Annotated in this window: 19 protein-coding genes and 1 riboswitch; of the genes, 17 read left to right on the plus strand and 2 right to left on the minus strand. The window is 35.9% G+C overall.

Annotation, left to right across the window (positions count from 1 at the left end; translation table 11 throughout):
• Positions 1-30: 30 nt before the first annotated feature.
• Positions 31-126, plus strand: a riboswitch (SAM riboswitch).
• Between the two features lie 102 nt (positions 127-228).
• The 3 genes from metK to EHV10_RS09705 are packed head-to-tail and all read left to right on the plus strand — an operon-like array spanning position 229 to position 3,144.
• Complete coding sequence (gene metK / locus EHV10_RS09695) at positions 229-1,413, plus strand: methionine adenosyltransferase (protein WP_128674475.1); 1,185 nt, start codon at positions 229-231, stop codon at positions 1,411-1,413.
• Positions 1,413-2,444: a sensor histidine kinase gene (locus EHV10_RS09700; protein ID WP_128674476.1), complete on the plus strand. Its 1,032-nt coding sequence runs from the start codon at positions 1,413-1,415 to the stop codon at positions 2,442-2,444. Before metK ends, EHV10_RS09700 begins: the two co-directional genes overlap by 1 nt.
• Before the next feature lie 10 nt (positions 2,445-2,454).
• The gene (locus tag EHV10_RS09705) at positions 2,455-3,144 is read left to right on the plus strand and encodes a response regulator transcription factor (protein WP_128674477.1); all 690 of its coding nucleotides are present in this window, start codon (positions 2,455-2,457) and stop codon (positions 3,142-3,144) included.
• Positions 3,145-3,175: 31 nt separating this feature from the next.
• On the opposite strand, the gene EHV10_RS09710 is transcribed toward EHV10_RS09705, so the two are convergent.
• Both EHV10_RS09710 and EHV10_RS09715 read right to left on the minus strand, forming a co-directional pair.
• Positions 3,176-3,478 (minus strand): AzlD domain-containing protein, encoded by a 303-nt coding sequence (locus EHV10_RS09710; protein ID WP_128674478.1) that lies wholly within the window; start codon positions 3,476-3,478, stop codon positions 3,176-3,178.
• Positions 3,471-4,193: an AzlC family ABC transporter permease gene (locus tag EHV10_RS09715; RefSeq protein ID WP_128674479.1), complete on the minus strand. Its 723-nt coding sequence runs from the start codon at positions 4,191-4,193 to the stop codon at positions 3,471-3,473. The genes EHV10_RS09710 and EHV10_RS09715 overlap by 8 nt, the downstream gene beginning before the upstream one ends.
• 288 nt (positions 4,194-4,481) lie before the next feature.
• On the opposite strand from EHV10_RS09715, the gene EHV10_RS09720 reads away from it, so the two are divergent.
• The 14 genes from EHV10_RS09720 (at position 4,482) to EHV10_RS09785 (ending at position 19,956) form a co-directional block, all read left to right on the plus strand.
• A complete protein-coding gene (locus tag EHV10_RS09720) occupies positions 4,482-4,841 on the plus strand; it encodes an Asp23/Gls24 family envelope stress response protein (RefSeq protein WP_128674480.1) in 360 nt (119 codons plus the stop codon).
• Positions 4,842-4,853: 12 nt separating this feature from the next.
• Complete coding sequence (locus EHV10_RS09725; RefSeq protein WP_128674481.1) at positions 4,854-6,509, plus strand: DAK2 domain-containing protein; 1,656 nt, start codon at positions 4,854-4,856, stop codon at positions 6,507-6,509.
• A gap of 70 nt (positions 6,510-6,579) precedes the next feature.
• On the plus strand, positions 6,580-8,631 hold the full coding sequence (gene recG / locus EHV10_RS09730; protein ID WP_128674482.1) for an ATP-dependent DNA helicase RecG: 2,052 nt from the start codon (positions 6,580-6,582) through the stop codon (positions 8,629-8,631).
• A gap of 10 nt (positions 8,632-8,641) precedes the next feature.
• Positions 8,642-10,201: a L,D-transpeptidase family protein gene (locus tag EHV10_RS09735; RefSeq protein ID WP_128674483.1), complete on the plus strand. Its 1,560-nt coding sequence runs from the start codon at positions 8,642-8,644 to the stop codon at positions 10,199-10,201.
• A 3-nt stretch (positions 10,202-10,204) separates the two neighbouring features.
• Positions 10,205-10,759, plus strand: a complete 555-nt coding sequence (rsmD, locus tag EHV10_RS09740; protein WP_128674484.1) for a 16S rRNA (guanine(966)-N(2))-methyltransferase RsmD — start codon at positions 10,205-10,207, stop codon at positions 10,757-10,759.
• Between the two features lie 2 nt (positions 10,760-10,761).
• A complete protein-coding gene (gene coaD, locus EHV10_RS09745) occupies positions 10,762-11,265 on the plus strand; it encodes a pantetheine-phosphate adenylyltransferase (protein WP_128674485.1) in 504 nt (167 codons plus the stop codon).
• Complete coding sequence (locus tag EHV10_RS09750) at positions 11,258-11,923, plus strand: hypothetical protein (RefSeq protein WP_128674486.1); 666 nt, start codon at positions 11,258-11,260, stop codon at positions 11,921-11,923. Before coaD ends, EHV10_RS09750 begins: the two co-directional genes overlap by 8 nt.
• A 66-nt stretch (positions 11,924-11,989) precedes the next feature.
• A complete protein-coding gene (locus EHV10_RS09755) occupies positions 11,990-13,396 on the plus strand; it encodes an RsmB/NOP family class I SAM-dependent RNA methyltransferase (protein ID WP_128674487.1) in 1,407 nt (468 codons plus the stop codon).
• Positions 13,396-14,097, plus strand: coding sequence for a pseudouridine synthase (locus EHV10_RS09760; protein ID WP_128674488.1), 702 nt, complete (start codon positions 13,396-13,398; stop codon positions 14,095-14,097). Before EHV10_RS09755 ends, EHV10_RS09760 begins: the two co-directional genes overlap by 1 nt.
• Entirely contained in the window at positions 14,094-17,252 is a 3,159-nt protein-coding gene (locus tag EHV10_RS09765) for an AAA domain-containing protein (RefSeq protein ID WP_128674489.1), read from the plus strand. The genes EHV10_RS09760 and EHV10_RS09765 overlap by 4 nt, the downstream gene beginning before the upstream one ends.
• Positions 17,249-17,893, plus strand: a complete 645-nt coding sequence (locus tag EHV10_RS09770) for an HAD family hydrolase (protein ID WP_128674490.1) — start codon at positions 17,249-17,251, stop codon at positions 17,891-17,893. Before EHV10_RS09765 ends, EHV10_RS09770 begins: the two co-directional genes overlap by 4 nt.
• On the plus strand, positions 17,890-18,429 hold the full coding sequence (locus EHV10_RS09775) for a hypothetical protein (RefSeq protein WP_128674491.1): 540 nt from the start codon (positions 17,890-17,892) through the stop codon (positions 18,427-18,429). Before EHV10_RS09770 ends, EHV10_RS09775 begins: the two co-directional genes overlap by 4 nt.
• Positions 18,429-19,451 carry an RluA family pseudouridine synthase gene (locus EHV10_RS09780; protein ID WP_128674492.1) on the plus strand — a complete coding sequence of 341 codons (1,023 nt, stop codon included), beginning with the start codon at positions 18,429-18,431 and terminating at the stop codon, positions 19,449-19,451. Before EHV10_RS09775 ends, EHV10_RS09780 begins: the two co-directional genes overlap by 1 nt.
• Positions 19,423-19,956, plus strand: coding sequence for a Holliday junction resolvase RecU (locus tag EHV10_RS09785; RefSeq protein ID WP_128674493.1), 534 nt, complete (start codon positions 19,423-19,425; stop codon positions 19,954-19,956). Before EHV10_RS09780 ends, EHV10_RS09785 begins: the two co-directional genes overlap by 29 nt.
• Positions 19,957-19,970 lie beyond the last annotated feature (14 nt).

The following is a 19,970-nucleotide window of genomic DNA, read 5'->3' on the forward strand; positions in this document are numbered from 1 at the left end:
TAAATTTGCCCTGATGGGTATATACATATACACTTATTAAGAGTGACGGAGAGTTAAGGATCTGTGATGTCACGGCAACCCCTTTTAGGAAGGTGCCAACCTGAGCGAGAAATCGAGCAATGAGTGGAAACCTTAGTCCACCGTTTGGTGGGCTTTTTTAGATATCGGCTTTATAAAAGATGGTTTATATTCTAAGGTTTATATATAAGTGTAAAAGATAGGAGAAAAATGGAAGAGAGAAGACTTTTTACTTCAGAGTCAGTTACTGAAGGACATCCTGATAAGATGTGCGATCAGATTTCAGATGCAATATTGGATGCATATTTAAGTGCAGACCCGGATTCAAGAGTGGCTTGTGAGACAGCTACAACTACAGGAATGGTACTTGTAATGGGAGAAATCTCATCAAAGGCTACTGTAGATATCCAAAAGATAGTTAGAGAAACTGTAAGAGAAATAGGCTATGACAGAGCAAAATACGGCTTTGACTGTGATACCTGCAGTGTACTTGTAGCACTTGATGAGCAGTCAAGTGATATAGCAATGGGTGTTGACAAGGCGCTTGAGGTTAGAGAGCATATTGATTTAGAGGATGAGGACAATGGTGCCGGTGACCAGGGACTTATGTTCGGATATGCTACAGATGAAACAAAGGAGTTTATGCCATACCCTATATATCTTGCACATAATCTTGCAAAGAGACTTACACAGGTAAGAAAAAACGGTACTTTAAACTATTTAAGACCTGACGGTAAGACACAGGTTACAGTAGAGTATGATGAAGAAGGTAAGCCTGTAAGAATAGATACAGTTGTACTTTCTACACAGCATGACGAGGATGTGGAGCAGGAGCAGATTCATACAGATATAAAGAAATATGTATTTGATGAAATTATTCCTCAGGATATGGTGGATGAGAATACAAAGTATTTTATAAATCCTACAGGCAGATTTGTTATAGGTGGACCTCATGGAGACTCAGGACTTACAGGAAGAAAGATAATAGTGGATACTTACGGCGGCTATGCAAGGCATGGCGGCGGTGCTTTCTCAGGTAAGGACAGTACAAAGGTGGACAGATCGGCAGCTTACGCGGCAAGATATGTTGCAAAGAATATAGTAGCTGCAGGACTTGCAAAAAAATGTGAGATTCAGTTATCTTATGCTATCGGTGTGGCTCATCCTACATCTATTTCCGTAGATACTTTCGGAACAGGAAAGATAAGTGACGGTGCAATAGTAGAGCTTATCAGAAAGCATTTTGATTTAAGACCTACTGCAATCATAAAGATGCTTGACCTTAGAAAGCCGATATTTAAGCAGACTGCGGCATACGGACATTTTGGAAGAGATGATTTAAGTCTTCCATGGGAAAGACTTGATAAAGTGGAAGAACTTAAGAAGGCTATCTGATGAAAATCGGCTCCGGTTTATTTTCGATATTTTGCCTTATAATAATCATACCGTCTATACTTCTTATATACAGTATGAATTATGATACCACGGGCAATATAGGTATCTGGCTTACCATTCTTGTGACCATAATAGATATTGTGGCGGTTGTTATGTGGGTTTGGATCTATAAAAGGATTCTTGTTCCTCTGGATAAATTACAAATCGCCACAAAGAGGATAGCAGACGGAGATTTGGATTATCAATTAGATGAAAGAGATTTTTCTGAGATTCCTTTTTTATACAATGATTTTGAGAGAATGAGAATCAAGTTAAAAGAAGATGAAGAGGAAAAAAAGCTTTCCGAAGATGCGGCAAAAGAGCTGGTAAGTAATATTTCTCATGATTTAAAGACACCGCTTACAGCAATAAGAGGATATGTGGAGGGAATACTTGACGGTGTTGCCTCCTCGCCTCAAAAGACAAGAGATTACCTGAATACGATATATAATAAGACAAATGATATGACTTCATTGATTGATGAATTGCTGTATTATTCGCAGGTTGCAGAAAAACACATGTCCTATAAATATGAAAAAATTTATGTAAAAGAATTTTTTGATGAATATGTAAAGGATTTGTATCTGGAACTTGAAACAATAAAAATTAAGTTTGAGTATATAGTTGATATAGGCCGTAATACTGTTATAGATATGGATAAGGAACAGATAAAGAGAGCCTTAAACAATATAGTTTCAAATGCTGTGAAATATATGGACAAGGAAGAACCTGAAATTCATTTTAGAGTCACAGAAACGTCGGATGCAATAAATATACAAATCTCGGATAACGGCAGAGGGATAGATGAAAAAGATTTGCCACATATATTTGAGAGATTTTACAGAAGCGATGTGTCAAGAAATACTAAACTTGGAGGTAGCGGTATAGGACTTTCTATTGTAAAAAAAGTAATAGAAAATCATGAGGGAAGTGTTGTAGCTGTGTCTAAACCCGGTGTAGGAACAGAGGTTGGCATAGAGTTAAAGAAGTAGGAGATATAAAATGGGCAAAGTTCTTATAATAGAGGATGAAGTAAGTATAGCTGAGCTGGAAAGGGATTATTTGGAAATATCCGGCTTTGAGGTCGATATTTCAACTGACGGTAAAGAAGGACTTGGAAGAGCGTTAAATGAAGACTATGAGTTGGTATTACTGGATTTGATGCTGCCCGGAGTTGACGGATATGAGATATGTAAGCAGATAAGAGCTGTAAAAGAGATACCTATTATCATGGTTAGTGCAAAAAAGAATGATATTGACAAGATAAGAGGACTTGGACTGGGAGCGGATGATTATATGACCAAGCCTTTTTCACCAAGTGAACTTGTAGCAAGGGTAAAGGCACATATTAACAGATATGACAGGTTGGCAGGTGTTTTAACAGCAAATAAGGACATTGTAGAAATCAGAGATTTGAAGATAGATGCAGGTTCCAGAAGAGTTTGGGGCTATGGAGATGAAAAAACATTGACTGCCAAGGAGTTTGATATACTCTACTTTCTTGCAAAGCATCCGAACAAGGTATATTCAAAAGAAGATTTGTTTAAAGAAGTATGGGGGCTTGAGTCAATGGGTGATATTTCAACAGTTACCGTACATATCAAAAATATCAGAGAAAAAATAGAACAGGACAGTTCCAAACCGCAATTTATAGAAACTATTTGGGGTGTAGGGTATAGATTTAGAGGATAAAGATATGGGGCGACAAAAGTCGGCCCCATTTTTATACAATAAAATATTCAATAATAAGTACAAGGCTACAGCATAGAAGTGCAACCTTAAAAAGATTTGCGCCAAACAGGGCCGCAATTATCCCTGCAATAAAGCTTATAAGTGCGGCTGTCTTTGACATTGTAGCATTTAGTATTGCCGGAAAGGTCATTACTGAGAGAGTGACATAGGGAACATAGTATAAAAATGATCTGATAAAGGTGTTTTTAATTTTTTTTCTTATAATTGTAAGAGGAAGAACCCTTATCATATAGGTAACTGCAAACATTATAAAAATATATATCCATTTATTCATCGGCTACTCCGTTCTTTAAAGGAAAGAATATCGCTCCGAGAGCAGATATTATAACAGTCAAAAGTATTGTCTTTATTCCATCGGATATATGGAAAAACTTAAAGGAGAATATATAGCTGAGTGAAAAACTGACAGTGACCAAAGCAAGTATTTTCATATCAGCTTTTGCGGCAGGAACTATTATTGCAATAAACATTCCGTAAAGTGCCACACTGAAAGCTGAAACCAACCTCACAGGCAAAATATTTCCGGCTATAGCACCGAAGAATGTACCGAATGACCATGCCGGTGATGCGACAAGCATTACACCGAAAGTATAGTAAGGATTTATATCTCCGGGTCTTGCAATGGATACTGCAAAAACCTCATCTGTCAGCATATGTGCGATTATAAATATATGGTGCAGAGGTGTATCCTTTCTTATTCTCTGGCTCATGGCAATACTCATTAAAAGATATCTGGCATTTGCTATAAGAGTAATAACAGCAATTTCTATATAAGTTGAGGATATGGCAATCATTGAAAAGCCTGCATATTCTCCTGCAGAGGCATTGTTTAGAAAACTTGCAACAAGTCCTTGAAAAGGTGACAGTCCTGATTTTGTAGCCATTATACCAAGTGAAAATGATACGGCAAAGTATCCGAGAGCAATCGGAATACCGTCTCTGATGCCTAAAAATAAAATATCTTTATTTTTGCTAAATTTATACTCCATAAAAAACCTTCTAAAAAATGATATTTCTATTGTACTACAAAAATCATATCGTGGAATAAAAATTTATACCGATTTTATTATAATCGATTTGGCAAAATAAAAGCTTGCATTGTCTTTATTATAAAAAAATGTTATGATTAAGTATCTTAGATATGTTATGTACCTCAATAGCAGATTTAGGAGATATTAAAAATATCTATAAAACTACGAAAAGTATTTACTCTTTCATAGTTAAGTGGTAAGACCACAGTATAAAGTCTTTTGACGATAAAATGATTGGAGGGTTATATGAACAAAGGTCAAATCAATACAAATCTTGGTCAGATAAGCATAAATCCGGATGTTATAGCATTCTATGTAGGAATACAGGCGGTTGAATGCTTCGGTATAGTTGGTATGGCGGCAGTTTCTGTAACAGACGGTATATCAAGACTTTTGAAGAGAGAAAATCTCACAAAGGGCATCAGTGTAAAAATAGAGGATAATAAGTTGATTTTGGATTTCCATATCATAGTTGCGTATGGACTTAGCATAAGTGCTATAACTCAAAATCTAATAGAGACTATCCAGTATAAGGCAGAGAAGTTTACCGGAATGAAAGTAAAGAAAATAAATATATTCGTAGAAGGTGTACGAATAATAGACTAAGGAGGAGTTTTTGTGAGTCTAGAGCAGATTGATGCACAATCACTAAAGAGTGCTTTTATAACAGGAGCAAAAAGCTTAGAAGCAAAAAAAGAATGGATAAATGAACTGAATGTGTTCCCGGTTCCTGACGGAGATACCGGTACAAATATGACAATGACAATAATGTCGGCGGCAAAGACATTGGCGGCTGAAGAAGGCGATGACATTGCATCTATGTGTAAGGCAATAGCGCAGGGATCACTGCGTGGTGCCAGAGGAAACTCGGGCGTTATACTTTCACAGCTTTTTAGAGGTGCAGCCAAGATATTAAAGGAATCACCTGTTGTAGATGTGTTTGAAATTGCACTTGCATTTGATAAGGCAAGTGAGACCGCATATAAGGCTGTAATGAAGCCGAAAGAGGGTACAATACTTACCGTTGCAAGAGCAATGGGAGAAAGGGCCCTTGAAATACATGATGAATATGATGATATTATCGCATTTTTGGAAGCTGTATTGGCATATGGTGATGAGACTTTAAAGAAAACACCTGAGATGTTGCCTGTGCTTAAGAAAGCCGGAGTGGTAGATTCAGGCGGTCAGGGACTTATGGTTATACTTCACGGTATACTTGAAGGTCTTAAGGGAAATGTTATAGAGCTTGGCGATGTGGTACTTTCAACAAAGTTTGATGGTGGTACAAACGGTGCAGCCAGAGAGGATATTGATACTTCAGATATAAAGTTCGGATATTGTACAGAGTTCATTGTAAATTTAAATAAGGAATTTACAGATAAGGATGAAGAGGAGTTTAAAGCATTCCTTACTTCAATAGGTGATTCACTTGTATGTGTAGCTGATGATGAGGTGGTTAAGATTCATGTACATACAAATGATCCGGGACTTGCTATTCAAAGAGGATTGACTTTTGGAGAGCTTACCAATCTGAAAATCGACAATATGCGTGAAGAGCATAGAGAGAGAGTTATCAAGGGTGTTGATAAAATCCTTGAATCTCAAAAGCAGAAAAAGAAAATGGGAGTTATAAGCGTAAGTGCAGGAAGCGGCCTTACATCAATTTTTAAAGAAATAGGGGTTGATGTAGTGGTTGAAGGCGGTCAGACTATGAATCCAAGTACTGAGGATATCTTGAATGCCGTAGAGAATTTGAACGCTGAAACTATATATATATTACCGAATAATAAAAACATTATCTTGGCGGCTGAGCAGGCGGCTAAAATAGTGGAAGACAAGAAGGTTGTAGTAATACCTACAAAGACTATTCCTCAGGGAATAACGGCGATGGTAAGTCTTTCAGAGGACAGAAGCGCTGAGGAAAACATTGAAAATGCTACCGAAGAGATTTCAAATGTGAAGTCGGCTCAGATAACCTATGCGGTAAGAAATACCACTATCGACGATGTTGAAATACATGAAAATGATGTTATGGCATTGGGAGACAATGGCATAATAGGAGTAGATAAGAGTATTGATTCAGCTGTAGATAAGGCACTTGCCAATATGATTGATGATTCAAGTGAATTGGTATGCCTTTACTATGGTGAAGAGGTAAGTGAAGAGGATGCTACCAAGTTATGTGATGGATTGGTTGGCAAATACGAGAATGTAGAGTTTGAATTACATTTTGGAGGACAGCCTGTTTACTACTATTTCATATCTGTAGAATAAGATTTTTAATAACTAGGTCTGTCAAATATATGATTTGGCGACCTAGTTAAAACTTTGTAGGGAGGTCGGCTTGATAGATTTATCTGTAAAAAATATAAAGGGTGTAGGAGCAAAAACAGCAGAATATTTGGAAAAGCTTGATATAAAGACTGTCAAAGATCTTTTAAAACATTATCCGATAAGATATTTGGAATACAAAGCTCCTACAAAAATTTCCGAAGTAAACAAGGATGAAGAAGTAGTTATAAAGGCTACAATCACAAAAAACATATCGCTTACCGGTCCGAACAGAAAAATTGCGGCAACAAAGATTACAGACTATATAGATTTAATAGATGTGATATGGTACAACTCATCATACTTGAGAGCAACTCTAAAGCAGGGGGAGAGCTATATTTTTGTAGGAAAATTCTCAAGAAGAAGCAAGAATACGCTTGAGCATCCTACAGTTTATACCATAGATGAATATGAAAAGAAGATAGGTAGTTTTAAGCCTGTATACGCGCTTACGGCAGGTATAAATAATAATGCAATGGAGAAGCTGATAAAATCAGCTTTTGAATATACAGATGATAAGGATTTTGAAGAATACTTACCTGAGAGCATACGTAAAGAGTTTTCCTTGAAAGACAGAAATAAAGCAATAAGAAATATTCATGATCCTATAAGTAAGTCAAGTCTTTTTGAATCTAAAAAAAGGCTGGCATTTGATGATTTCTTTAGATTCTTATATGGAATGAAACTTTTGAAAAATAAAAGGCTAAGAGTGAAGTCAAAAAATATAGTATCAAAAGAAATTAAGTATTTGGAAGAAATAAAGTCCACACTGCCGTTTAAGCTTACCGATTCACAAAATAATGTGATAGAGGAGATTTTAAACGATATGTCAAGCGGTGTGGTTACAAATAGATTGATACAGGGAGATGTAGGCTCGGGAAAGACGGTAGTAGCTTTGATATGCCTATATATGGCTGTAAAATCCGGATTTCAAGGTGTTGTTATGGTGCCTACTGAGGTTTTGGCAAAACAGCATTTTAAATCCATGTCAGAGACCTTGGGGAAATTAAAGAATCCGCCTAAGATCGGTATTCTCACAGGTTCTATGACTAAAAAAGAACATTTGGCAGTCTATGAAAAGATGGAAGCCGGTGAGATAGATATTGTAGTCGGTACACATGCTCTGCTTGTGGAAGATGTAAAATTTAAAAATCTTGGACTGGTAGTGACCGATGAGCAGCATCGCTTCGGGGTAAGGCAGAGAACAACTCTTTCAGATAAGGGAGAGGATGTTCATGTACTTGTAATGTCGGCTACACCGATACCGAGAACTCTTGCAATTATACTTTACGGAGATCTGGATATTTCAACCATAGAAACAAAACCTGTGGGAAGGTTGCCCATAAAGAACGCTGTTATAACGGAAAATGACAGGGAAAAAGCTTACAGGCATATATCACTTGAAATAGGTAAAGGACATCAGGCTTATATAATATGCCCTATGGTTGAAGAGAGTGAGAACATCGAGGCGGAGAATGTAATAGAGTACAGTAAGAAAATAGAAGATAAATTTTCACAAAATTGTAAGATAGAAGTATTACATGGGAGACTGCAACAGAAAGAAAAAGATGATATAATGTCTCGGTATATAAATAAAGAGATAGATATTTTAGTTTCTACAACTGTAATCGAAGTCGGTGTGGATGTGCCTAATGCAACAGTTATTATGATTGAAAATGCTGAAAGGTTCGGACTTGCGACACTACATCAGCTTCGAGGCAGAGTCGGAAGAAGCGAATTGCAATCATATGCCATATTTGTCAGAACTTCAAATTCAAATATTGCAAAAAAGAGACTGGAAATTATAGGAAATTCTAATGACGGATTTTATATTGCATCAAGGGATCTTGTTTTAAGGGGCCCGGGAGAGCTTTTCGGTCTTGCACAAAGCGGAGAACTTGATTTTGGAATTGCGGATATATACAATGATAATGATATATTTGAAATGGCAAAAAATGCTGTAGATATGGTGCAAAGCGAGAATATAGGGGAAGAAGAAAGTAAAAAGCTTGAAGAAAGAATAAATAACTACATGGATTTACATTATAAAAAGTTAGCACTTTAATAGGAGTAGTATGGCTGAGAATAAAAAAGAACCAAGAAAAAGAGGTAAAAAAGAGAAGAAGGGAAATAAGTTTGCACTTGGTGTGGCGGTGCTTGGAATTGTATTTGTAGTGGGGTGCTATACTGTAAAAGCAAACACCTACAGAACAAAATTTTTCCCACATACAATAATAAACGGTATAGATGCTTCAGAGAAAACTGTTGATGAAGTCAGACAGGTTATGTCTAAGCAGATAGATAATTTTGAGAGTAAAATAAGATCAAGAGATAATAATGATGAGATAATAAAGGGCAGTGATGTTGGTCTTGCCTTTGTTGAGGACTCTTCACTTGAGGATTTATTACATCAGCAAAACAGTATGGCATGGATCGCAAATATGAGCGGTGAAAAGAACTTGAAAATAAAATCCTCATTTACTGTGGATGATAACAAGTTTGAGGATACAGTTTCAAAGCTTAGAGCGTTTGACGAGTCCAAATTTGTTGCACCTGTAGATGCGAAAATTTCAGATTTTGTTCAGGGTTCGGGATACTCCATTATACCTGAAGTCGAGGGAAATACACTTGATGTAAAGAAGGCAAAAGAGTATATAAAGAGTCAGCTCATTGTTTTAAACAATGATATAAATCTTGATTATGAAGAAAATGACTTGTATGAAAAGCCTGCAAAAAGATCGGACGATCCTACACTTAATCTTGCACTTACAAATTTGAATAAGTATATATCTGCCAGAATCTCATATGATAAGCTGAATGTTTTGAACGGTGATACTATACATAAATGGTTAACTGTAAACAGTGACGGATCTGTAAATATATCGGATGAGGGTGTTGAATCATTTGTAAAGACAATTTCAAATGCTTATAACACTATAGGTAAGCCGAAAACATTGAAGACATCTTACGGTCCTACCGTAACAATATCAGGAGGCTCATATGGATGGAAAGTTGATACCGAAAAGGAAAAAGCAACTATAAAATCTCTTATTGAGGCAGGTGAGACCACAAAGAGAGAACCGGAATTCTCAAGAAAAGCGGCTTCACATGGTGAGAATGATTACGGTAATTCATATGTTGAAGTAAATCTTACCACTCAGCATATGTTTGTGATAAAGAACGGTTCAAAGGTACTTGAGAGTGATTTTGTATCGGGTAATGTTGCAAAGAGCTGGACTACACCTCCCGGTGCATTCCCTCTTACTTATAAGACCAGAAATGCAACTTTAAAGGGTGAAGGATATTCAACTCCGGTTGATTACTGGATGCCTTTTAACGGAGGTATAGGTTTTCATGATGCACCATGGAGATCCGCTTTCGGAGGTCAAATATACAGGACTTCAGGTTCACACGGTTGCGTAAACCTTCCGCCTGCAATAGCAAAGCAATTATACGATTATGTTGACACAGGTTTTCCTGTACTTTGCTACAATTTGGCACCTACTGCCGTAACACCTGAACCTACAGAGTCTTCATCTTCAAGTGAGAGCAGTGCGACAGAGGCGACTGTAGAGCCGATAGGTGACACTACACAGGCAGGAGAAATCAAATCCGCAGTTGAAATAGGACAGTAACAGATGAGAGTGATTTCCGGAACTGCAAGAAGTCTTATTTTAAAAACTCCTAAGGGTACTTCCACAAGGCCTACTACAGATAAGATAAAAGAAACATTATTTAATATGATTTCAAATGAACTCTATAACGCCACCTTCCTTGACTTATTTGCTGGAAGTGGAGGGATAGGTATTGAGGCATTAAGTAGGGGCGCAAAGGAAGCATATTTTTGTGATATAGACAGAGAGGCTATAAGGTGCATAAGAGAAAATCTTGAGCACACAAAGCTGATAGATAAAGCAACCATACTGAAGGGAAGCTTTGAAGCAAATTTAGAAAAGATAAAAACACATGGAAAGAAATTTGATATTGTTTTTATCGATCCGCCATATCAAAAGGGATTTGAGGATAAATGTTTAGATATTTTAATAAATTCCACATTGATTGATGAGCATACATTGGTTATAATTGAAGAAGAATTTAAGACTGATACCACACATTTATCAAAGGATTGGTATATAGATAAGGTCAAAGAGTATAAGTCTAATAAACATATTTTTATGCATAAGCGAGGGTGACTATGGCTAAAGCTATTTATCCGGGAAGTTTTGATCCTATTACTAACGGACATATTGATATTATTGAAAGAGCATCAAAGATGTTTGACAAGCTTATTGTAGGAGTACTTATCAATAACACCAAAGATCCTCTTTTTACACCTGTTGAAAGAGTGGACATGATAAAAAGTGTAGTGGGACATTTGACAAATGTGGAAGTTTTAGAATTTGCAGGATTGTTGGTGGATTTTGCACATGAGCAAAATTGTAATATATTGGTTAGAGGACTCAGAGTAATAACAGATTTTGAATATGAATTACAATTGGCTCAGACAAATAAAATAATTGCACCGAATCTGGAAACGGTTTTTCTTAGTTCAAGCTTGAAATACTCATATTTGAGTTCAAGTATTGTTAAGGAAATTGCGGTATATAATGGAGATATCAGTCATTTTGTAAGAGATCATATCAGAGAAAAGGTAACGAAAAGACTGATTGAAAAAGGTTTGAGGAGAGATCATGAGTAGAATTGAACAGGTGATAACTGAGATAGAAGAGTTTGTGGAGAGGTGTAAAACCGTTGCACTGTCCAATTCAATAATAAAGGTAAATAAAGAAGAATTTATAGCATTATTGAACGAGTTGAGACAGGAGATACCTGAGGAGGTCACACAGTCACAAAAAGTTATAAGCAATAAGGACAGCATTTTAACAGATGCAAAAAACAGGGCTGAGAAGCTTATACTTGATGCAAATATTCAAAGAAATTCAATAAGGGATGAGGCAAAGAGAAAGGCTGATGCAATTGTTCTGAGTGCAAGAAAAGAGTCGGATGCTATAATGAATGAGGCAAACAAGTTAAAGTCACAACTTGTAAATGAAAATCAAATTATGCAGACTGCATATGCGGAATCCGATAAAATATTGGAATATGCAAGAATGGAAGCCAACAATATTGTATATGACGCAAGAAATGAGGCCAACAGTGTCAGACAGGCGGCTATATCTTATACCGATGAGTTGCTTCAAAGTCTTCAGGGAATAATCTCCGGGACAATGGTAGAGAGTCAGAACAGATTCAATCAATATTTGAGTTCATTGCAATTTTATACAGGAGAGATCGATAAGAACAGACAGGAACTTGCAACCAGTATTGTTCCGGCAGATCAGAATACACAGGAATAATTATGGGGCTGTTGCTTGCAACAAGCCCTTTTTTGCGTAATAAGATTGATTTAGATTGAGGTATATATGATACAGGAAAAGGATTTACCGAGGTCCTATGTAGATGCCATGAAGGAGCTTTTAGAAGAAGATTATGATGCATATATCAAATCTTTGGATGAGAAACCCTATGTAGGTATCAGAACAAATTTACTGAAACTTGAGCCGGAAAAACTCAAAGAAATTCTTGACAGAGATTTTAAAGAGATTCCATGGGTCAAAGAGGGATTTTACTTTGAAGAAGAAAGGGGGGTATTAACAACACCTTCTTTAAGTAATATTGAAAAAATAAAGAGCATATCTAAAAATCCGTATTATTTTGCAGGGCTTTATTATATACAGGAACCTTCAGCTATGACACCTGCAATGGTGGCAGGTATAAAACCAGGTGATAAGGTGCTTGATCTTTGTGCCGCTCCGGGAGGAAAGTCTACACAGGCCGCATCATATCTTCAAGGTGAAGGATTATTGGTATCAAATGATTTTTCGGCTTCCAGAGTAAAAGCGCTTCAAAAGAATATTGAGGTAAGTGGAATTGACAATGTTTTGATAACAAATGAAGATCCTAAGAATCTTTCAAAGGTATATATCGAGTATTTCGACAAGATAATAGTGGATGCACCATGTTCGGGTGAGGGTATGTTCAGGCGTGACAGTGCTGTTTTTAGGGCATATCTTGGAAGAGGTCCGGAGTTTTTTACAGGATTACAGGTGAGTATACTGAATGAGGCGGCAAAGATGTTAAGGCCGGGTGGAACTTTGGTATATTCCACATGTACATATTCTAAAGTAGAAGATGAGGGAAGCTTATCTGAATTTTTAGAAAATCATCCTGACTTTAAGATAGATAAAATAAAGCCGGATTTCGGATTTGAAGAGTCTAAAATTTTACCGGGTACTATAAGACTTTTCCCACATAAGATAAAGGGAGAAGGACATTTTGTAGCGAGGCTGAAAAAGGATGAGAGAGCTCTTGAAAAAGATAAAAATAAAACAAAAGATAAAAAGAAAAGAAAATCACCTAAGCTTCCGGAAGAGTTACTTGAGTTTCTCGGGAAAATAAAAAGGGACTGGGATTATGAGAGGATCTTTATAAATAAGGATTATGCATACTATCTTCCAAAGGATGCTTTGATAGATAAGAGCTTACACTATATAAGAACCGGATTACTGCTTGGTGAGATAAAAAAGAACAGATTTGAGCCTTTTCAGGCATTGGCGATGAATATAAAGTTTGATGAATGGGAAAATCCTTTAAACTTAAGTGCCACTGACGAAAGAGTAATAAAGTATTTAAAGGGTGAAACCATAGAAGCGGATGACGAATACATGGGAATCAGACTTGTATGTGTAGACGGATTTTCTCTCGGATTTGTAAAGCAGAATAAAAAGAGCTGTAAAAATAAGTATTATCAAGGTTGGAGATGGATGTAATGATTGTCAGAGTTGATAAAATCCTTTCAGAGCTCGGTTTTGGAAGCCGTCAGGAAATAAAAAAATATGTAAAAGCCGGTAAGATAAGGATAAATGACAATATAGTAAAAAAGCCTGAGGAAAAACTGAACAGTGAAAAAGATAAATTATACTTTGAAGGCAAAGAGGTGGAGGTAGAGGAGTTTGAAACATTTATCCTCTATAAGCCTGCAGGATATGTATGTGCAACTAAAGATAATGTACATAAAACCGTTATGGAGCTTATAGATTCAAAAAGAAAAAATGTTGTACCTGTAGGAAGACTGGATTTGGATACTGAAGGTATTTTAATACTTACAAATGACGGCAGTTTAAATCACAGACTTGTTTCACCTTCATCACATGTGGATAAGACATATTATGCGGTATTTGAAGGCAAACTTAATGAAAATGCTGTAGAGATGACAAAAAACGGGCTGGACATAGGAGAAGGTGAAGTATCTAAAACAGCAAAGCTTGAAATTATATCTGATAATGAAATATTGCTTACAATACATGAGGGTAAATTTCACCAGGTAAAGAGAATGGTAAAAGCTTTAGGAGGGGAGGTGACTTATTTAAAAAGAGTTGCCTTTGGAGGACTCAGACTTGACGATTTGAAACTAAACAAAGGGGAAAGCAGAAAAATAACAGAGATTGAGATGGAGATGCTGAAGGGATGAAAAATAATATTTTAGATGCATGGATTATGGTTGAACATCTCTCTGAGGGAGATATAAGTCTGAAAGACAAAAAGAATCTTAGACTTGATGACTTGACCGACAAAAAATACTATGATTATTTTAACTCATTAGTTGAAAAATCAAATATCAGAAGATATAAGAATTCAGGTTTTGTAATCTATCTTGATATATTTGCTTTTACAGAGGTGGTTGATTTTCTTAGGAAAACATATGGAATAGCAAAGCCGGAGGGAGATATAAATTACGGTGATAAATTCAGTATGGCATTGTGTTTTGACAAGGGCTTGCGCTATATTGACGACAATTTATTTTTCAGTGCAAGCGCATATATGAGATATTACAGGCAGGTGCCTACAGAGTCTGAGTTTCATAAGTTTGAAGAGGATTTAAAAGATGAGCTGAAACAAAGATTTGAAAACTGTGAAGATAATCCTGAGAAATTTGATAAGGCTGTTGAAACTGTTTTAAATAAATATGGAATTGAGCTAAAGAATTGTCGAGTACAGCTTTTAAATAATATTGAAACCGACGCCACAAATCTTCATTCCTTCTTCGTGGACGATTTGACAAAGGCTAAGAGAATAGACAATAAAAACCTTAATGATTATCTTTATGGCAAAACAGCCGGAAGGATAAATTTGGACAGCAAAAAAGATTCTTCTTGGTTTAATAAGACAGAGTTTGAAAAGATTTTAAGTCCTGAAAATTATCCTCTCGGAAGATTTCCAAGTAATACAAAATTTGCGCTTTCTTTTATGCAGCAGGTGGCTGTAAATTTGACTATAGGGTATGATAATAATCAAATGAGGAGTGTAAACGGACCTCCGGGTACAGGGAAGACTACACTTTTAAAAGATATATTTGCACAGCTTATCGTAGAGCAGGCGTTTGATATATGCGGACTGTCTGAAAAGTATGTAAAGGGAAGTGAGCTGACAAGATATTTTGATAAAGCTTCCATAGGCGAGCTCCCTGAGCGTATTGCCAAAAACAATATAGTTGTTGCAAGCTCAAATAACGGTGCGGTTCAAAATATTGTAAATGAATTGCCGCTGAAAGATGGTATTGATGAAAATATTTTACCTGAGCTTGAGGCTATAGACTATTTTAAAGAGATTGCAAACAAGAATGTAAAAGAAAATTGGGTCAAGGAAGACGGAAAGAGTAAAAAAGAACTGATACTTGAGGATACCGGTGAAGAAAAATTCTGGGGCTCTTTTTCCCTTGAGGGCGGTAAGTCCGATAATATGACCAATATACTTAACAGGATAGAATGTATAGTAAATTGTCTTGAAAATGAGTATGAGTCCGATGATAAAATTTATAATAAATTTAAAGTTCAATACAAAAAAGTACTTGGGCTTAGAAATGATGCAAAAAGCTTACAAAATAAGTTTGACGCTTATTATAATGCAAAGTCCGAGCTTAATAAAATAGAGAATACTTTATTAAATGAGGATGAAGAGAGAAGAAAAAAGATTGCCGTATTAAGAGAGAAAGCTAAAGAGTCTGTAAATGAAAAAAAAGTAAGCCTTGATGAAGCTTCAAGTTCACTAAACAGTACTAAAAGAAAAAGAGAAGAACTTTCAGGAAGTATTGCAAATCAAAAAATGCTTTTTGAAGCAAAGCGAAGTCAAAAACCGGGATTTTTCTCATCGCTTTTTAACTCTGATAAAAACAAGAACTTTACAAATGAAATAAATATTTTGCAAAATAAACTTCAGGCTTTATTTGATGAGGATGAGACCTACAGAAAGCTTGAAAATGAGCTTCAAAATAAAATAAACGAGCTGAAAAAATCTATAGATACTCAAAAGAATGCGGCAGATAATGAGAATACTCAGTATGAAGCATGGAAGCAGAACATAAATAACAGAAAAGAAAAATATACTCAGATAATAAGTGAATTTGGTGTTGATAATACAAGTATATCTAAGGGACTTGACTTTGACAGTGATTATGAAAATCTTCAGCTCTCAAATCCATGGTTTGATGAAAACTACAGAGTGGAGCAGTCTAAGCTATTTGTATCGGCTCTAGGTGTAAGAAAGCAGTTTTTATATGAAAACAGAAAAAATATTAAGGCCGCTGTAAGCATATGGAGAAACCAAAGTAAATATATGGAAAATAAGAGATTGATTAATATCTCTTGGAATTGGATAAACCTTACCGTTCCTGTTATCAGCTCCACTTTTGCCAGCTTTTCAAGGATGTTAAAAAATATTGACGAGAATGTTCTGGGTCATACCTTTGTGGATGAAGCAGGACAGGCTCTCCCACAGGCAGCAGTGGGTGCAATATTTAGAAGCAAGAATATTATGGTAGTGGGAGATCCTTTCCAGATAAAGCCTGTACTCACTTTGGACGGCGGTCTGCTTGCATTACTTTCAAAAAGCTATAATGTAAGTGAAAAGTATTTGTCCGAGTCTGCTTCCGTACAGACTTTGGTGGATGCCGCAAGTCAATACGGTTTTTACACAAAGGGTGAAGAAGAAGAGGATTCATGGATAGGTATTCCGCTTTGGGTACACAGGCGCTGTAAATATCCTATGTTTACCATATCAAATGAGATATCTTATCAAAACCTTATGGTACAGGGTAATGAGGGCTATGGAAAAACCGGATGGTATGATATAAAAGGTAAGGCGGTAGATAAGTATGTTGAAGAACAGGGTGAATTTCTTCTAAAAAAGATACAGAGTATGGCAAAGTCAAACCCTAAGATATTGGATAAAAATGAGAGTGACACTATTTATATAATATCACCATTTAAAAATGTTGCTTACAGACTGGCAAGAAAGCTTGATGAAATAGGCTTTACAAGAAGAGAAAACGGAAAAGTCACAAATATCGGAACCATCCATACCTTCCAGGGTAAGGAAGCTCCGATAGTATTTATGGTGCTTGGAGCTGATACAAACAGTAAGGGTGCCGCAAGCTGGGCGGTAAGCGAGGCCAATATGATGAATGTTGCGGCTACAAGAGCGAAGAAGGAATTTTATATAGTAGGAGATAAAAAACTTTACATGAGTTTGGGAAGTGAAGTGATAAGCAAAGTGAATAAGGTTATAACAGCTTACAGTAAGGAACATCCCGAGCTTATAGATGAGAATACGGATTTGGGTAGTTTATGATAAAAGATATAGATGCATGTATTTTCGATCTGGACGGTACTTTGGTAGATTCCATGTGGATGTGGCCTGATATCGATGCCGAGTATTTGGAAAGATTCGGATTTGAATACGATGACAATTTAAAAAATGAAATAGACGGAATAAGCTTTCATGAAACAGCGGTTTATTTTCAAAAGAAGTTCGGTATAAAAGACAGTGTGGAAAAAATCTGTCAGGACTGGGAAGATATGGCGCTGGATAAATATAAGTATGAAGTGAAAGAAAAGCCGGGATGCACATGCTTTTTGAAACATTTAAAGTCAAGAGGAATCAAAATGGGAATTGCAACCAGCAATAACAAAAATATGGTGGATGCGGTACTTAATTCTTTAAATATGAAAGATTATTTTGAGGTCATTACTACATCGGATGAGGTAAAAAAAGGTAAGCCTGCACCTGATGTTTATTTAAGAACGGCAGAACTTCTTGGAGTCAGACCTGAAAAATGTCTTGTATTTGAAGATGTGGTAGCAGGTGTTATTGCAGGAAAAGCTGCAGGAATGAAGGTATGTGCAATAGAGGATGATTTCTCAAAAGAGGTTAGAGAAAGAAAAAAGGAACTGGCGAATTATTATATAAATGACTACAGGGAATTGCTATGACAAAGAAAAAAGGCGAGTACGGGTACAGAAAATACTTTAAAATAAAAAACGGATTAATTATAGGGTTTTTTGTTTTTATTATACTTTTGCTTTTTATATCTTCAAAGATTACAAAAAATGCCGATATTTCAAGGATACTGCTTGTTTCATCCATACTTATGGTACTTCCTATGGCAAACCTTCTGTCACCTTTTCTAGTGGTGTTTAAGTATAAATCATTTGAATATGAAAAGATAAAGGAATATCTTGATGATAAGCATTTTTTATTTGATATAATCCTTACCATGAAGGAGCAGGTAATGCCTCTTGATATAATATATATCGATGAAGAAAGAATCTTCGGTATTCTCTCCAACAAGGCGGATAAATCAAAAACCGAGGAATTTATCAAAGAAAGAATGAAAATAGGCGGTATCAAAGTAAGTGTGAAGATTTGTGACAGCTTTAATGAAATGAAAAAGTTTGTTCAAAGTAAAGATGCGGATGACAAAAATTTAGATGAGATAAGGGCTATCTTTAAAAGCCTTTCAGTATAATGATTGAAATAATTGTAGGAAAAAATGAAAGCGGACAAAGGCTTGACAGGGTTCTGGAAAAAATATTTGTAAATGCAAATACAGGATTTATTTTCAAGATGCTTAGAAAAAAGAATATTACTTTAAATGATAAAAAAGCTGACGGAAAGGAAAGACTTGAGCAGGGGGCAAGTATCAAGCTTTGGTTTTCCGATGAAAGTTTTGAAAAGTTATCAGGGAAAAAAGCGGGAAATATAAAAGACTTAGAGGAAAAGCCGACAGCTAATAAAAAAAGTACAGAAACTTTTAAATCATATATAGTATATGAGGATGAAAATACTGTTATAATAAATAAACCTGCAGGCCTTTTATCACAGAAATCAAGTGAAAACGATATATCGGTAAACGATCTTTTGCTTGATTACCTTGAATTTGATTCCAAGGCGTTAAATACATTCAAGCCTTCAATATGCAACAGACTTGACAGAAATACTTCAGGACTTATGGTTTGCGGAAAGACTTTGGAAGGCTTAAGAGTAAATAACGAATTGATAAAAACAAAGGCTGTCAGCAAATATTATCTGGCTTTGGTAAAGGGCAGAGTGGGAAAAACGGGGGAGATTAATGCATGGCTTTATAAGGATGAAAAGACCAATAAAGTTACTGTCAAAGATAAAACCTTTAAAGGTGCGGATTTTATACAGACAGAGTACGAGGTAGTAGATTATTTTAAAGATACCACACTACTTTTAGTAAAGCTTATAACAGGAAAAACTCATCAGATTAGAGCGCATTTGTCTTCAATATCACATCCTATAATAGGGGATTTTAAATACGGAGAGAAAACGGTGAATGAAAAGTTTAAAAGAGAGTATGGTATAAAGTCTCAGCTTTTACATTCATTCAGACTTGTATATCCGAACAGTGATATTTCAGATACGGATACTTTTAAAGCTTTAAAGGGAAAGTGCTTTGAGGCCTCATATAATAATGATTTCAGAAAGGTGATAGGAGATGGGTACTTGGAAAACAAGAGGTCTTAGGGGCTCGGCATTGGAAGAGTATATCAACTACTCCAATGAAAAGTACAGAGAAAGCGGACTTGCCCTTATTCAAAAGATTCCTACACCGATTACACCGATTGATATTGACAAATCTTCAAGGCATATCACTTTGGCATATTTTGAGAAAAAGTCCACAGTTGATTATATAGGAGTCGTTCAGGGAATACCTGTATGTTTTGATGCAAAAGAATGCGCAAGTACAAGCTTTTCACTTGCAAATGTACATGAACACCAGTTTAAGTTCATGGAGGAGTTTGAAAAGCAGGGAGGCATAGCTTTTCTTATTATATTTTTTAAATCACTTGATAAGATAATATATTTGCCGCTAAAGGATTTGAAACTTTTTTTTGAAAGGATGAATGAAGGCGGTAAAAAAAGTTTTAAATATGAAGAGCTTGATGAGGAATATTTGATACCTAAAAAAGGTGATATTATAGTACATTATTTAGAGAGCCTTAGCTTATATCTCAGTAAGGAATCTTAAAAGAGGATTGAAAA

Source organism: Lachnoanaerobaculum gingivalis (genome assembly GCF_003862475.1).
In the GTDB taxonomy this organism is placed as follows: Bacteria; Bacillota; Clostridia; order Lachnospirales; family Lachnospiraceae; genus Lachnoanaerobaculum; species Lachnoanaerobaculum gingivalis.

Bases quoted from the DNA above. Each gene is read 5' to 3' on its own strand.
- metK (WP_128674475.1), top strand. From the start codon at position 229: ATGGAAGAGAGAAGACTTTTTACTTCAGAGTCAGTTACTGAAGGACAT.
- EHV10_RS09700 (WP_128674476.1), top strand. From the start codon at position 1,413: ATGAAAATCGGCTCCGGTTTATTTTCGATATTTTGCCTTATAATAATC.
- EHV10_RS09705 (WP_128674477.1), top strand. From the start codon at position 2,455: ATGGGCAAAGTTCTTATAATAGAGGATGAAGTAAGTATAGCTGAGCTG.
- EHV10_RS09710 (WP_128674478.1), bottom strand. From the start codon at position 3,478: ATGAATAAATGGATATATATTTTTATAATGTTTGCAGTTACCTATATG.
- EHV10_RS09715 (WP_128674479.1), bottom strand. From the start codon at position 4,193: ATGGAGTATAAATTTAGCAAAAATAAAGATATTTTATTTTTAGGCATC.
- EHV10_RS09720 (WP_128674480.1), top strand. From the start codon at position 4,482: ATGAACAAAGGTCAAATCAATACAAATCTTGGTCAGATAAGCATAAAT.
- EHV10_RS09735 (WP_128674483.1), top strand. From the start codon at position 8,642: ATGGCTGAGAATAAAAAAGAACCAAGAAAAAGAGGTAAAAAAGAGAAG.
- rsmD (WP_128674484.1), top strand. From the start codon at position 10,205: ATGAGAGTGATTTCCGGAACTGCAAGAAGTCTTATTTTAAAAACTCCT.
- coaD (WP_128674485.1), top strand. From the start codon at position 10,762: ATGGCTAAAGCTATTTATCCGGGAAGTTTTGATCCTATTACTAACGGA.
- EHV10_RS09750 (WP_128674486.1), top strand. From the start codon at position 11,258: ATGAGTAGAATTGAACAGGTGATAACTGAGATAGAAGAGTTTGTGGAG.
- EHV10_RS09755 (WP_128674487.1), top strand. From the start codon at position 11,990: ATGATACAGGAAAAGGATTTACCGAGGTCCTATGTAGATGCCATGAAG.
- EHV10_RS09760 (WP_128674488.1), top strand. From the start codon at position 13,396: ATGATTGTCAGAGTTGATAAAATCCTTTCAGAGCTCGGTTTTGGAAGC.
- EHV10_RS09765 (WP_128674489.1), top strand. From the start codon at position 14,094: ATGAAAAATAATATTTTAGATGCATGGATTATGGTTGAACATCTCTCT.
- EHV10_RS09770 (WP_128674490.1), top strand. From the start codon at position 17,249: ATGATAAAAGATATAGATGCATGTATTTTCGATCTGGACGGTACTTTG.
- EHV10_RS09775 (WP_128674491.1), top strand. From the start codon at position 17,890: ATGACAAAGAAAAAAGGCGAGTACGGGTACAGAAAATACTTTAAAATA.
- EHV10_RS09780 (WP_128674492.1), top strand. From the start codon at position 18,429: ATGATTGAAATAATTGTAGGAAAAAATGAAAGCGGACAAAGGCTTGAC.
- EHV10_RS09785 (WP_128674493.1), top strand. From the start codon at position 19,423: ATGGGTACTTGGAAAACAAGAGGTCTTAGGGGCTCGGCATTGGAAGAG.